Source organism: Shewanella sp., assembly GCF_013214165.1.
Lineage (GTDB): Bacteria > Pseudomonadota > Gammaproteobacteria > Enterobacterales > Shewanellaceae > Shewanella.
In genome coordinates this window covers 1-13,482 of sequence record NZ_JABSSM010000095.1, presented here as the reverse complement: position 1 = coordinate 13,482, position 13,482 = coordinate 1, and the positions used below count along the sequence as shown (strand labels likewise).

The 13,482-nt window shown below is 47.4% G+C and carries 15 protein-coding genes; 6 read left to right on the top strand and 9 right to left on the bottom strand.

The features are described 5' to 3' along the window. Positions 1–790 (bottom strand): 16S rRNA (cytidine(1402)-2'-O)-methyltransferase (rsmI, locus tag HRU42_RS18570; protein ID WP_295033289.1); only part of this gene is annotated, 790 nt, incomplete at its 3' end. 87 nt (positions 791–877) lie between these two features. On the opposite strand from rsmI, the gene HRU42_RS18565 reads away from it, so the two are divergent. From HRU42_RS18565 to HRU42_RS18550, 4 genes are all read left to right on the top strand, one after another. Further along, positions 878–2,773 carry a penicillin-binding protein activator gene (locus tag HRU42_RS18565; RefSeq protein WP_295033288.1) on the top strand — a complete coding sequence of 632 codons (1,896 nt, stop codon included), beginning with the start codon at positions 878–880 and terminating at the stop codon, positions 2,771–2,773. Positions 2,774–2,785: 12 nt separating this feature from the next. Next, on the top strand, positions 2,786–3,136 hold the full coding sequence (locus HRU42_RS18560; protein ID WP_295033286.1) for a YraN family protein: 351 nt from the start codon (positions 2,786–2,788) through the stop codon (positions 3,134–3,136). A gap of 79 nt (positions 3,137–3,215) precedes the next feature. Continuing rightward, the gene (locus tag HRU42_RS18555) at positions 3,216–3,806 is read left to right on the top strand and encodes a phosphoheptose isomerase (protein WP_295033285.1); all 591 of its coding nucleotides are present in this window, start codon (positions 3,216–3,218) and stop codon (positions 3,804–3,806) included. Positions 3,807–4,104: 298 nt separating this feature from the next. Next, the gene (locus HRU42_RS18550; protein ID WP_295033283.1) at positions 4,105–4,674 is read left to right on the top strand and encodes a BON domain-containing protein; all 570 of its coding nucleotides are present in this window, start codon (positions 4,105–4,107) and stop codon (positions 4,672–4,674) included. 252 nt (positions 4,675–4,926) lie between these two features. Here HRU42_RS18550 and trpS read toward each other — a convergent pair whose 3' ends face one another. The 3 genes from trpS to rpe are packed head-to-tail and all read right to left on the bottom strand — an operon-like array spanning position 4,927 to position 7,316. Then, complete coding sequence (gene trpS / locus HRU42_RS18545) at positions 4,927–5,934, bottom strand: tryptophan--tRNA ligase (protein WP_295033281.1); 1,008 nt, start codon at positions 5,932–5,934, stop codon at positions 4,927–4,929. Further along, positions 5,931–6,638 (bottom strand): phosphoglycolate phosphatase, encoded by a 708-nt coding sequence (locus tag HRU42_RS18540; RefSeq protein WP_295033279.1) that lies wholly within the window; start codon positions 6,636–6,638, stop codon positions 5,931–5,933. The genes trpS and HRU42_RS18540 overlap by 4 nt, the downstream gene beginning before the upstream one ends. A 3-nt stretch (positions 6,639–6,641) precedes the next feature. After that, complete coding sequence (rpe, locus tag HRU42_RS18535; protein WP_295033277.1) at positions 6,642–7,316, bottom strand: ribulose-phosphate 3-epimerase; 675 nt, start codon at positions 7,314–7,316, stop codon at positions 6,642–6,644. A gap of 204 nt (positions 7,317–7,520) precedes the next feature. On the opposite strand from rpe, the gene HRU42_RS18530 reads away from it, so the two are divergent. After that, positions 7,521–7,901 carry a hypothetical protein gene (locus HRU42_RS18530; protein ID WP_295033291.1) on the top strand — a complete coding sequence of 127 codons (381 nt, stop codon included), beginning with the start codon at positions 7,521–7,523 and terminating at the stop codon, positions 7,899–7,901. Further along, positions 7,891–8,076 (top strand): DUF2970 domain-containing protein, encoded by a 186-nt coding sequence (locus tag HRU42_RS18525; RefSeq protein WP_295033275.1) that lies wholly within the window; start codon positions 7,891–7,893, stop codon positions 8,074–8,076. The genes HRU42_RS18530 and HRU42_RS18525 overlap by 11 nt, the downstream gene beginning before the upstream one ends. Before the next feature lie 50 nt (positions 8,077–8,126). On the opposite strand, the gene HRU42_RS18520 is transcribed toward HRU42_RS18525, so the two are convergent. The 5 genes from HRU42_RS18520 to HRU42_RS18500 all read right to left on the bottom strand — a co-directional run. Then, complete coding sequence (locus HRU42_RS18520) at positions 8,127–8,966, bottom strand: Dam family site-specific DNA-(adenine-N6)-methyltransferase (protein ID WP_295033273.1); 840 nt, start codon at positions 8,964–8,966, stop codon at positions 8,127–8,129. A gap of 49 nt (positions 8,967–9,015) precedes the next feature. Beyond that, on the bottom strand, positions 9,016–10,428 hold the full coding sequence (locus tag HRU42_RS18515) for an AAA family ATPase (protein WP_295033271.1): 1,413 nt from the start codon (positions 10,426–10,428) through the stop codon (positions 9,016–9,018). Between the two features lie 15 nt (positions 10,429–10,443). After that, a complete protein-coding gene (gene aroB, locus HRU42_RS18510) occupies positions 10,444–11,520 on the bottom strand; it encodes a 3-dehydroquinate synthase (protein ID WP_295033269.1) in 1,077 nt (358 codons plus the stop codon). 8 nt (positions 11,521–11,528) lie between these two features. Next, entirely contained in the window at positions 11,529–12,044 is a 516-nt protein-coding gene (gene aroK / locus HRU42_RS18505; RefSeq protein WP_295033268.1) for a shikimate kinase AroK, read from the bottom strand. Positions 12,045–12,262: 218 nt separating this feature from the next. Then, a partial coding sequence (locus HRU42_RS18500) for a type IV pilus secretin PilQ (protein WP_295033266.1) occupies positions 12,263–13,482 on the bottom strand: 1,220 nt, incomplete at its 5' end.

Genomic DNA, 13,482 nt, shown 5'->3' with positions numbered 1-13,482 from the left:
TCTGGCCGGCGATTGCCGCCGCTTTCTTCAAGGGTAGCTCTTCTACGAGTAACTTGAGGGTATTAATCACTTCAGTTGGAATATCTGCATCATCTTTGGCGCTACGATGACCGTGACACATCAGCACAATTTCACCACGCTGCTGGTTAGGGTCATTCTTGACCATCTCAAGCACTTCTGCCACTGTTCCCGAAAGAAAGGTTTCGAAGGTCTTAGTGATTTCACGGGCCATCACTATCTGTCGGTCCTCACCCAGAGCCGCCAAAAATGACTCTAGACTCTGAACAATGCGATGAGGAGACTCATAGAAGATCAAGGTTCTTGGATCTTCTTTTAGGGCAGTCAGTTTATCAAATCGTCCTTTCTCTTTCGATGGCAGGAAGCCTTCGAAAGTGAAGCGATCCGATGGCAAGCCTGAAGCACTCAAGGCGGTAACAGCGGCACATGGCCCAGGCAAAGGAATGACATCGTATCCCGCCGCTCTCACGGCAGAAACCAGATGATAGCCAGGATCTGAGATCAAGGGAGTGCCGGCGTCTGAGATCAGCGCAACAGGCTCACCATTACTCAGCTTTTGAATGATCCAATCGGCTCTGTCTCGCTCATTATGATCATGCAGCGAGGTTTTTCTGGTCTCTATGCCGAAGTGACTCAGAAGTTTTCCGCTGTGACGCGTGTCTTCACAGGCGATTAATTTGACACTATTAAGCACATCTATGGCACGAGAACTAATATCGGCAAGGTTGCCGATTGGGGTTGGAACTATGTAAAGAGCGACCGCCAGATCCATATCTACCTCAGTTTGACTATTACAAGACTTTCGTCAGGCGTAAGAGAAGGTTAAACTATTGGCTGCATCTTACCAGAGTGAAGACCTGTGTTGAAAAGACTGAATACAACTAAATTTATTTCTATTGCGGTTTTAGCCACTATTTTAATCGGTTGTGGGTCAACGCCAAGCCAAATAAAACCAAAAGACACTCAGGTATCTTTGGTGAGTGCTCCTCTGCAGCCTGCAGATTACCTGGGAAAAGCCTCCAGTGCCGGTAACGCAGAGATGCAAAACCGATACGCACTCCTTGCCGCCCACGCCTTTATCAATCAAGGTGATGGAAATGCCGCGAATAAGACATTAGCCTCGATTAAATCGAATCTGGGACAAAAAATAGAACTCGTTGCCGAACATAAATATTTAACCGCCAGGGCGCTCGAGCTAACCTCGACCTATGATGATGCCCTGCGTGAACTGAATTATCCGCCTAGATGGCAACTCGCCGATTGGCAGATGGTGGCCTACTACCAGTTCAAAGCCCGTTTATACCAGCAGACTAAACAGCCCATAGAGCAAGCCAGACACTTGAGTCTCTTAAGCTCGCTCTTGCCAAAGGCTCAAGCCGCTGAAGTCAATCACAGCATCTGGCACATCTTACAGCCCTTGCATGAACAAACTGTACTGAGTTTTAGCCAAGACGATGCAGAGCCGATTTTTTCAGGGTGGTTACAGCTGGCTTATATAGCCAAACACTATGCGATTAATCCCAATGAACTGGTGCAGCATCTGGGTAATTGGCAACATACTAATCCAACACACCCGGCCTCGATCGAGTTACCTAGGGATCTCGAGAAAGCCTTAACCACTAAACCTTATAATCCACATAACATCGCCGTATTGCTGCCGTTGACAGGCCCAAGAGCCCGAGTCGCTAGCACAGTCAAGCATGGCATCATGTCACGCTACCTGGCCAATCCGGATGATAGAGTCTCGATTAATTTTTACGATACCGCCAATGGCGCTCAACTCGCCTATCAAGAGGCCATGGCTGCAGGTGCCGAATTTGTCATAGGCCCCTTGCTGCAATCTGAGGTCGAAGAGTTGCACCAGTCAATACCCGCCGCCCTTGTCACGCCTACCAGCGATAGCGAGCAGACAAGTAAATTAGCGACGTCGGCTCAAGCACCAGTCATGTTAAAGCGAGTACCACAGCTATATTTAAACCATGTAGATGACTTTACCCCCGACGAGGACCAGTTCTATTTCGCCTTATCTCCAGCCCATGAGGCCAGCGATGCAGCCGAGAAGTTATTTGCCGATGGCATCACCACACCTCTGGTATTAGCCAGTAACAATGCGGTTGGCCGGAGAATGGCTGACAGCTTCAGCAAGGCCTGGGCAGAGTTAACCCACAAGCCCGCCGAGATCCATTACTACGACCCCGGCGATAAGATGAAGGTCACGGTACAAAAATCTCTTGGGGTTATCGACAGTAAGGAGCGCATCGCACGAGTCAAGGCATTGTTGGGCAGCGAGGTCAAAGCCGATTTTCGCTCACGCCGAGATATCGATGCCATCTACATGATCTCCGGCAATAAAGATCTGCCTCTGTTGAAGCCTTTTATCGACGTCAATTTCAGTGTGTTCGCCGAGCCAGTGCCGCTTTACACCACCAGCCGCAGCCGGGTCGAAGATAATTCGAGAGAAGTATCTCAAGAACTCAACAACCTGATCATCAGCGACATCCCCTGGTTGATCGGCAGCAATAACGAGACTCAATTAATAGAGCAGCTTTGGCCAACCTGGAGCTTTGCTCAGAAACGCCTCTACATCATGGGTTATGATGCGCTGGAATTAGTCGGCAAACTGGCCCAGATGCGGGCACTACCCGGTTACCAATTCTCGGGTCGCAGCGGCATGTTATCCGTCTCTCCAGATGGCACTGTTAACCGCAAGCTCAGCTGGGGCCGTTACCAGAGAGGCAGCCTACGCCCGCAATAAGGAATTTTTATCATGGATGATAAACATCATATTCCACGTGAACATGGTCAGCTAGGAGAAAGCCAAGCGAGAAAATACCTAGAACAACAAGGGCTGACCTGCGTCGAACAGAATGTCAGATACAAGTTTGGCGAAATCGATCTCGTCATGCGCCAAGGTAAAACGCTAATTTTTGTCGAGGTAAAGTATCGCACTAAGAGTCAATTTGGCGGTGTATTACATGCATTGACTACCAAGCAAATTCAGAGATTGAGGCGGGCAGCCGAGCATTATATGCAGATCAAACATCTCGATGTTATTTGCCGATTCGATCTGATAGGAATAGAGCCACAACGGATATATTGGCTCAAGAACGCTTTTTGAAAAATTTAATCATTGATGTCAGAAGCAGCTAGTGACTTATGGCATGATAGTAAACAGATATATAGTTAAGGATTTTCCCATGTTAGAACGTATTAAAGACAGCTTTACCCATTCCATTCAAACCAAGATCGATGCTTCAGAGGCACTGCCTGAGTCCATCGAGAAGGCGGCACAGATGATGGTTCATTGCCTGCTGGCCGGCAATAAGATCCTTGCCTGTGGTAATGGTGGTAGCGCTGGAGATGCACAACACTTCTCTGCCGAGCTATTAAATCGCTTCGAAGTTGAGCGTCCGCCACTGCCTGCGATTGCACTGACAACAGATACGTCTACCATTACAGCCATAGCTAACGACTACAGCTATGACGAGATTTTCTCCAAGCAAATCTTAGCATTGGGACAATCTGGCGATATCTTGCTGGCGATCTCAACCAGCGGTAACTCAGGCAACGTGATCAAAGCGATAGAAGCCGCATTGAGCCGAGACATGACTATCGTAGCGCTAACGGGTAAAGATGGCGGCCCTATGGCTGGCCTGCTTAGCATCAACGATGTAGAGATCCGCGTGCCTTCAAACAGTACGGCGCGTATCCAAGAAGTGCACCTGCTTGTCATTCACTGCCTGTGTGACAATATCGATCGCACTCTCTTCCCCCAGGACGATCAGTAATGCAAGACCTGCCAATTCAAGGATTAATACCATTCCATATAAGTATCTGGTTAGTTCAGAGACTCTCAGTTTTTTCAATTCAAGGCGCATTGATGAGGAAATGGTTATTCCCTTTTAAGTCAATGCAACACCGAAGTGGAAACACTGAGAGCCTCACGCAGTGCGGGTTTCAAAGCCCTTTATGCTGCGTTACATGTTCTCGATATAGAATAACTATTAGCTTCAAACATCCGCCTTGCCTACAGCGCTTTGAACTCCCGCTGAATGATCAGATACTTACTCGGAATGGTATAATAGCATGACAAGATTACTCCCGTTAATGGCAGTTATCCTCATGCTACAAGGCTGCGCCGGCGCTGTAATGCTCGGTGCGGTTGGCGGCGCCATGATCGTCAACGATGAGCGGAGTTTTCAGACTCAGCTCGATGATACTAATGCCGACTTTCAGATCGCAAGTGAATTGGCCAAACTTGAAGATGTAAAAAATCAGGCCAACATCACAGGTGTGATGATGAACGGTAACACCTTGATGATCGGCCAGGCGCCAAATTCCATGTTGAGGGACAAGGCGATCCGTGTCGTACAGCAATTGGAGCTTGGTGGTAAGATCCACAATCAGATCCGCATAGGCAATCCAACTTCCTTCACCACCCGCAGTAATGATACTTGGATCACGACTAAGGTCAAAAGCCGGATGTTAAGTACCGACAACCTGAATGTGACACGCATCAAGGTGATCACCGAAAACGGCGAAGTCTTCCTGCTCGGTGTCGTTGCCAGAGATCAAGTTGAGCTCGCGGTCGATGTGGCCAGAAATACCGCCGGTGTCCGTAAGGTCATCAAGGTCTTCGAATCACCTGGCTCCTAACTACTCTCATTAGCCGCTATCTTTCAGCCTCACCTCTTGGTCATTCGATGACTCGAATGACACTGACCCATGTCACTTGCCTGACGAATAATACTAATCGGTATACAAATGTCGCGGCGCCCAGAGCCTGGTATCGCATCGGGTAGCTGTCCTCGAAGCTGTTTATCCGGGTGGAGAGACAGTTGCGGCTAATATTGAAAGACATAAAAAAACCGACTCGAGGTCGGCTTTATATAGAAAACAAGAGTTAATCTAGACCAGTAGTCCAATCTTCTCATAGACCTTCTTAATGGTCACTTCGGCACGAGCCTGAGCCTTCTCAGCCCCTTCTTGCCTCACTTGATGCAAGAATGTAGTGTCTTGTCTAAATTCACGATAACGCGCTTGTAGTGGCTCTAACATCTCCACCACGGCTTCGCCCGTCGCCGTTTTTAGATGGCCGTACATCTTACCTTCAAATTCGGCTTCGAGACCAGCAATGCTCTTACCCGTCACACCAGACATCAAGCTGAGTAAATTAGATACGCCTGGCTTGTTCTCAGTATCGAAACGAACCACAGGTGGCTCATCGCTATCTGTCATCGCCTTCTTAATCTTCTTCATGATCTTCTTAGGATCTTCCAGGAGGCCAATAACGTTATTACGGTTATCGTCAGACTTGGACATCTTCTTAAGCGGATCTTGTAGCGACATCACCTTAGCACCGAGCTCAGGAATGAATGGCTCAGGAATGGTGAAAGTCTCACCGTAGGCATTATTGAAACGAGTCGCGATATCACGTGTCAATTCTAGGTGTTGCTTCTGATCTTGACCGACTGGGATCTCGTTGGCTTGATACAGAAGAATATCGGCGGCCATCAGTACTGGGTAGGCAAACAGACCGACATTGATGTTGCTGGCATGCTTCTGCGACTTGTCTTTAAACTGAGTCATGCGATTGAGCTCGCCCATCTGAGTATAGCAATTGAGCGCCCAACCTAACTGAGTATGCTGAGGAACCTGAGACTGAATGAATACCGTACTCTTCTTAGGATCGACTCCACAGGCAAGATATAAAGCCAGGGTATCCAAACAGGCTTCCCTGAGCGCTTGAGGATCTTGCCTCACTGTGATGGCATGCAGATCGACAACGCAATAGAGGCAGTCATGACTGTCTTGCAGAGCAACCCACTGCTTCAATGCACCCATGTAGTTACCTATGGTTAGCTCTCCAGACGGCTGTGCGCCGCTAAGTACTATGGGTTTTGCGGGGGTAGTCATAGGTTTTCTTGCTCCGTTACTTTGAGGCTGCTGTTTACCAGCGCCATGATTTCACTAAATTGCTCACAGACCGCATCCGGGTCACTTAGCCCGATATTTTCACCGTAGTTGTACCCATAGGTCAAGCCTATTGAGGTAATACCCGCAGCTTTGGCGGCGATAATGTCATTCTTCGAATCCCCAACCATCAAGAGCTCATCGGGCTTCAGCTGCCAATGAGATAAAAGGTGAGTCAATGGCATGGGATCCGGCTTCATTCTTTCCAGAGAGTCACCGCCTAGAACATGAGAGAAGTATTGACCTATGTCGAACGCTTCCAGCAGTGGTATGGTAAACCTATATGGCTTATTGGTGACAATAGCCAGAGGAAAACCAAGCGCCGTCAGCTGGGCTAAGATCTCTTTCACATAAGGATAGAGCTGGCTATGCTGCTGCAAGTTCTCTTGATAATGAAGCATAAACTTGGGCATGGCATTGTCTAACTCATCCTGCTGGACCTCTCGTGCCAGAGCATGGGTTAGCGCCCGGCTCATTAACATCTGAGCACCATTCCCCACCCAGCCGCGCACCTGCTCTTGAGTACAAGCAGGTAAATCCAGTTCAGATAGCGTCGCCTGAGTGGCGGCGGCAAGATCCGGAACACTGTCGATGAGTGTACCATCGAGATCGAATGCGATAGCCTTGAGGTTTTTCCAACATGTCATAAATTAACGCTCAAGTTTGGCAAGTTCGCCGCGCATCTCATCGATAACGGTCTTGTAATCCGGCTGGTTGAAAATAGCAGAGCCTGCGACGAACATGTCGGCGCCCGCTGCGGCAATTTCGGCAATATTATCGACCTTGACGCCACCATCCACTTGCAGACGAATATCGAAGCCGCTAGCATCGATAAGCTGCTTCACTTGTCTGAGCTTATCCAGTGTTGAAGGGATAAAAGATTGCCCACCGAAACCTGGATTAACCGACATCAATAGGATGACATCGAGTTTATCCATCACATGATCCAGATAATGCAATGGCGTGCCAGGATTAAATACTAGGCCGGCCTTACAGCCCGCCTCTTTGATCAACTGCAGACTTCTGTCTAAATGCTCTGTCGCTTCGGGATGGAAGGTAATGATCGATGCACCGGCTTTGGCAAAATCGCCAATCATACGATCCACTGGTTTAACCATCAGATGCACGTCAATCTCGGCGGTGACACCATAGTCGCGCAATGCCTTGCATACCATAGGACCTATTGTCAGGTTAGGCACATAATGATTATCCATGACATCAAAATGAACCACATCGGCACCGGCATTGAGAACAGCATCGACATCTTCGCCTAAGCGGGCAAAATCGGCAGATAAAATAGAGGGAGCGATAAGAAAAGGGCGCATAGCAAACTCATACTGTGTCTAAGAAGTACGCTATTCTACCTTCTACGGACATAAGCCTCTAGGGCCGATGTCAAATTAAACAAGATCATCCACAAAAAAGTCATACCTTTATATGATATTATTAATCGGTTAAAAAATATGTTCAAAATACAATCTACCTTGTTATAATTATGCGACCTGCGAGGGCTGTTGAATAAAGGAAATATGATGGGAAAGGAAAAAAAGTTCACGGCAAGTATGAAATCTGCCAGTGTTCTTGCCGTTACTGCATGTGCGATTGCAATCACAGCCATGAGTGTCCAGAACCTATTGCCTTCCGAGTCGGCCTCCGCTTGCGTATGCAGCAGCTCCACAACCCGCTACGTCTCCTCTTTGCCAGCTAGTCATCCTAATAACCGCTGCGCTCGACAGGCAGAAACCTTGAGCTGGAGCACCTGGTTTACGGGCAAGAGTCGCTCTAACCAGTTACACTTTGTCGATCTGTTGGAGCTGCTCTACGGACACACTGAGAGCCCACTCGATAAGGTCAGCCCGCCAAACAACAAGCAAGCTAGCCTCTCTAGCCTAGCCAGTCATGTTAACTAAATTATTTCGGCTTTTTATGAGTACCTTAGCGGCTTTTCTGGGTGTTCAGAGTGAGCAGAATAGACAAAGAGACTTTCAAAGCAGCTCACCCTTGCCTTTCATTATGATGGGAATTGTCTTAGCTATCGGGCTGGTACTGTCACTTATCTTCATCGTTAAGCTAGTACTGAGCTAGTCATTCACAACCAGCTTCAGCAGCAAATATATAGCCCAATCCGGATCACACTAGTCATTCTCACTGTGGTAGCGGTCGTCATACAAGGCCATCAATTCATCAACTTTCTTCCTAGCACTGCCTTTCTGGCTGATGTTTCTCTGCACCTTGATCGTATCGAAACTCGCTCCGTGATACAGCTCTCTGGTAAGGGGCGTATCATGATTGCTGATCAACACGGGAATGCCTCGCTCGATAGCCGTATGCCTCGACTTTCTGGCTAACAAGGCCTGATCATCAAGGGAAAAACCTGCGCCGACATAGGTAGTAAAGCTGACCTTAGACGGTAATGGGGCATATGGGGGATCGCAGTAGACTACGTCCCCTTGAGTCGTGAGTTCGAATGCTTCCTCATAACCTATACACTTAAACTCGGCAGCTTGTGCTTTCTCTGAAAAAGCGCGTAGCTCTTTCTCGGGAAAGTATGGTTTCTTATAGGAACCAAAAGGCACGTTAAAACCGCCCTTGCGATTATAGCGACACAAGCCATTGAAACCGTGACGGTTCATATAGAGGAAGTACACCGAGCGAATAAAAGGATCTTGAGTGAGATTAAACTCGGTCCTCACCTTGTAATAGGCTTCTTTATCATTCATCTCGGGCACAAACATGGCCTTAGCTGCGGCTATATATTTATCAGGTTCGGTCTGAACTAGCTTATAAAGATTAATAAGATCTTGATTAATATCACATAGCAGATAACTAGTATAATCAGTATTAAGAAATACCGAACCGGCGCCCACGAAAGGCTCTACCAGACGATCGCCCTCGGGAAGATGCTTTGAGAGTGCTTCAATCAGTTTAAATTTTCCACCAGCCCATTTAAGAAAGGCTCTCTGTTTTTTACTCATCTAAATTGATTGATTGCTAAGAAAAAAGAAGGTGACGATTGTACTCTGTTTAGTGGGGAATATCATTAGCATCGAGCCCTTCTTCTAGTTCATATTCGACTAAATTTTTCCATTCTCGGGTCCAGGGAGGATTCAAACGATAATTTTGCATCAACTCGCGGGATTTTTCATTAGCTGCAGCTAGTGTTTTAAAGTGCCCAAGCAGTATTACCCAGCGCTCTCCGTGGCGAGCAAGCTGAATATCTTGCTCGCCTTCGATCTCGGCTAAAATATTGTTGAGGGATTTAACCTGCCTTACGCTTGCAAGTTGCAGTGTATAGCCAGTAAACCTGCGTTCTTGCTTGACGGCCTCCATGGGTAAATCTTCATCCGCCGCACCGAGTTCGCTAGCCTCAAGTCCGCTAGCTACAAGCTCACTAGCGTCAAGACCAGTGAGCTCAATATCCTCTAACCCATGAAACGTTGCCACTTCAGTCCCATCCGTGGCACCAATGCGTTTAATATCGGCGCCAGACATAGACAATTGTTTCTCGGTGACTCGAGCTTGAGAAGCTGGCATTTCTCTCTCGTCTGCCAGTCTCTGGTGCAGCACAAAATAACCCGCTAACACTCGCTCCCCGTACAGAGACACGGCTGAAGACTCACTATCAGGTTCGATGACTGTTAAGGCTAGGCTAGATGTGCCATTGACCTCGGATGAGGACAACAAAAAATAACTGCCGAGGGACAAGGCAAAGAGCATGGATACTCCAACTATCACAGGCTTATACCATTTGTTGGACACCACTTTCTCCGTAGGCCCGTTGAGAGAGAGTTCTAATAAATTCACTACCTCTTGAGGCGTGCCCGTCTGTTTCTCCAGCTGGTTTCTGACGATTTCTCGCGGAGTAAAGGGATCTTGTTCGCTACGACTCAGCAAGGTGTAATACAGAGCTTCACGCTCCTGTATCAGGAGTGGATCGATATTGATCGACAGCAGTGACTCTTTCTGGCCTTCGGGTAACTGACTCTCCAACTCATCGAAAAAATCCTGCTCACAGGTCAAGGTCAAGGAGATGGTTTTCCCCGGTAGCCTAAGTTTGCTCAGCACGATGCATTCAGCAACGAGTTCCATCGGCAGGTAATGAGCGTCGTCCAGTACAATAAAAGACGCCTGTGGCATAGCCGATACGAGCCTAAGGATAGTTTCAGACAGGGGGGTTTCATCATCAAAGACAGGCTCTGAGAATAATTGAATTAATATTTTTCGACGAATTTCACTGCTATCACAGTGTTTGGGACAAGTAACCAGCGCTGAGCTAAACTCTTCCAGCTCGTTAACCAGTGAAGTAATTAATCTTGTCTTACCTGAACCCCGCCGACCAGTCACAAGGATCAACTGTTGACCATAGAGGCTAACATGTTGCAACCTCTGTACTAAGGTCTCTTGGCTAGGTAGTAAAATCGAGTCGTTAAAAGTCACTCACACACCTAAAATCTAAGGGCGGCGAAGAACCTGTGCCAGTATCTCATCGGTCACGTCGCTGTATATTCCTGACTTACCGATAGCTTCAGGAAGAATCAGCCTGACTTGACCCTTGAGTACCTTCTTATCACGCCGCATATGCTTGATGAATTGTTCAAAACCCATCGACTCCGGAGGGGTAACCGGCAGATCAAAAGCCTGGAACAATTTAATGATCCGACAAACAATTGACTCATCGATCAATCCCATCCGTCTTGCCGTTTGAGCAGCAAGTACTGTGCCAGCAGAGACCGCTTCACCGTGCAACCAGATACCGTACCCCATCTCGGCTTCGATGGCATGACCAAAGGTATGACCCAAATTAAGCAGTGCACGCACTCCTCTCTCCGTTTCATCCTGGGCAACCACATCTGCTTTTATGTCACAGCATCGACCTATGGCAAACTCGAGGGTCGCTTTATCCAATGACTTTAACAGAGAAACATTATTCTCTAGCCATTGAAAAAACTCACTATCCCAGATAATTCCGTACTTGATGACCTCGGCCATACCGGCAGCAAATTCTCGGGGGGGAAGTGTGTCTAAGCAGTTGGTATCTATCAGCACGAGTTTAGGCTGATGGAAAGCACCTATCATATTCTTGCCTAGAATATGATTCACCGCCGTCTTGCCGCCAACAGATGAATCAACCTGAGCGAGAAGTGAGGTGGGTACTTGAATAAAATCTATGCCTCTTTGATAACTCGCGGCAGCAAAGCCGGTCATATCACCGATCACACCACCACCTAAGGCAACAAGAACAGTGTCTCTGCCTAGGTTTTGCTGCAATAAAGAGGTGAAAATATCATCCATCTGAGTCAATGTCTTGTATTGCTCGCCATCGGGTAAGATGACAGGTTCAACACAGTCAAAATCAGATAAGAGACGCTGTAGCGACTCTAAATAGAGAGGCGCTACAGTGTCATTCGTAACAATTAGAACTTTTCTATCTTGGAGGTAGCGGGCAAGATGCTCGCCACCAGTCAGCAAATTCTGGCCAATAATGATGGGGTAACTTCTTACACCTAGCTCAACCTGAATTCGCTGCATTATTCCGCCTAGAAACCTAACTGTTCGATGATTTGGTTTGCCACAACCTTCGCACTCTGTTCATCGGTCTTAACGATGACATCTGCAATCTCTTCATACAAGGGATTACGAGTGACAGCCAGATTTTCAAGGACTTTTCTTGGGTCGTCAACCTGTAACAGTGGACGACGCTTATCTCGCTGCGTGCGAGCAACTTGTTTATCAATTGTGGTCTCTAGATAGACAACGATTCCACGAGCAGAGAGGTTATTACGTATCTCTTTACTCTGAATAGAACCACCGCCAGTCGCTAAAACAATACCCTGTTTCTCAGTTAAGTCAGCGACGACCTGTGTTTCACGAACGCGAAAACCTTCTTCACCTTCGACATCAAAAACCCACGCGATATCAGCACCAGTACGCTTCTCAATTTCGTGATCTGAATCGTGGAACTCTAAGTGCAGCATCTGTGCTAGATGACGGCCTATTGTGCTTTTACCAGCCCCCATAGGGCCTACTAGAAAAATATTACGTTTCTCAGCCATTGCTATTACGTCTGAATCTTATGTGAAGTTTGCCGACGTCGATTCGAAAAATAAAACCGACCTTAAATGTTACCTTGCTCTAATGAGACTTGACCGCGGATTATCTCAGTTAAACACCACATAAGGCAAGTCAAGTACGCACATATTTGTAAGAATAGTCTTAAACCTATAAAGTAGTCAGCACTGAAGTACTGGCTAACCACTTGTTATGGTTTAAATTATAGATCTTCAGAGATAATCTTTGTCGTGACAAAAATTAACAGTTCTTGTCTCTCATTCTTGTCTAAAGTGCTCCTAAAAAGAAAACCTAGGAATGGGATATCACCCAATATCGGTACTTTACTCACGCGGGTGATCAAATTTTGTTGATAAATTCCACCTAGGACTATGGTTTCACCATGGTTCACCAGCACTTGAGTGCCAATTCTCTGAGTATCGATAGAAACGGCTTCACCCAGAGGCGTTGCAACCACCTCACCTTGGGAATCTTGAGTGATCTCTAAATCCAAAATCACCCTATTATCCGGTGTAATTTGCGGTGTCACCCGCAGTGACAATACAGCCTTCTTAAACTGTACTGTCGCGGCGCCGCTTGAGCTCGCCTCCACGTAGGGGATCTCGACGCCTTGCTCTATGTATGCCGCCTTCTGGTTCGAGGTCATGATTCGCGGACTGGCGATGATTTCCCCCCGATTCTCTTGCTCTAAGGCACTCAATTCCATGTCGAGTATGGTGCCATCAGCGAGCCTGGCGATATGAAACGCGATACTAGCAGCGCCAGCCGGAGCCGGTAAGGCAACGTTTAGTCGGTCAGCTAGAGCGGGTATGATGCCATTTGCTATGCTCTGGGCTCCCTCCAGACTGCCCGAAGTACCTCTGCTACCTTGTTGATCTGTGATGCCCCATTGAATACCAAGATCTTGCGATACATTATCTTTCACCGTCACCATTCGAGCCTCGATAAGGACCTGTCGAATGGGGATATCCAGCACCTCGATTAGCCGATGTACATTCTCTAACGTCTCTTCGGTATCTCTGACTAACAGAGTATTGGTACGTTCATCGACGACAGCACTTCCACGTGCACTCAGTAGGCTCGAATCTGCACTCTTCAACAATTCGGCGATATCTGATGCTTTAGCATAATTTATCTGTAGGTATTCAGAATATAAAGGCGCTAACTCTTTTACTTCCAGCTGATTCTCTAACTGTTGCCTCTCACGAATCGCTATCTCTTCACTAGGCGCGATCATAAGAATATTACCTTCGATGCGCTTATCCAGCCCTTTAGTCTGCAAAATAAGATCCAGAGCCTGATCCCAAGGGACATCATCCAGACGCAGGGTAATATCACCTTCGACGGTATCACTGGTGACTAAGTTAAAATCGTTATAATCCGCGATGATCTGTAACACGGTTCTCACCGAGATACTTTGGA

What these genes read in the sequence shown, in the direction of transcription:
- HRU42_RS18520 (WP_295033273.1), bottom strand. Translation starts at nt 8,966, where the DNA reads ATGAGTAAAAAACAGAGAGCCTTTCTTAAATGGGCTGGTGGAAAATTT.
- rpe (WP_295033277.1), bottom strand. Translation starts at nt 7,316, where the DNA reads ATGCGCCCTTTTCTTATCGCTCCCTCTATTTTATCTGCCGATTTTGCC.
- trpS (WP_295033281.1), bottom strand. Translation starts at nt 5,934, where the DNA reads ATGACTACCCCCGCAAAACCCATAGTACTTAGCGGCGCACAGCCGTCT.
- aroK (WP_295033268.1), bottom strand. Translation starts at nt 12,044, where the DNA reads ATGGCTGAGAAACGTAATATTTTTCTAGTAGGCCCTATGGGGGCTGGT.
- HRU42_RS18530 (WP_295033291.1), top strand. Translation starts at nt 7,521, where the DNA reads ATGATGGGAAAGGAAAAAAAGTTCACGGCAAGTATGAAATCTGCCAGT.
- HRU42_RS18525 (WP_295033275.1), top strand. Translation starts at nt 7,891, where the DNA reads ATGTTAACTAAATTATTTCGGCTTTTTATGAGTACCTTAGCGGCTTTT.
- aroB (WP_295033269.1), bottom strand. Translation starts at nt 11,520, where the DNA reads ATGCAGCGAATTCAGGTTGAGCTAGGTGTAAGAAGTTACCCCATCATT.
- HRU42_RS18540 (WP_295033279.1), bottom strand. Translation starts at nt 6,638, where the DNA reads ATGACATGTTGGAAAAACCTCAAGGCTATCGCATTCGATCTCGATGGT.
- HRU42_RS18550 (WP_295033283.1), top strand. Translation starts at nt 4,105, where the DNA reads ATGACAAGATTACTCCCGTTAATGGCAGTTATCCTCATGCTACAAGGC.
- HRU42_RS18560 (WP_295033286.1), top strand. Translation starts at nt 2,786, where the DNA reads ATGGATGATAAACATCATATTCCACGTGAACATGGTCAGCTAGGAGAA.
- HRU42_RS18555 (WP_295033285.1), top strand. Translation starts at nt 3,216, where the DNA reads ATGTTAGAACGTATTAAAGACAGCTTTACCCATTCCATTCAAACCAAG.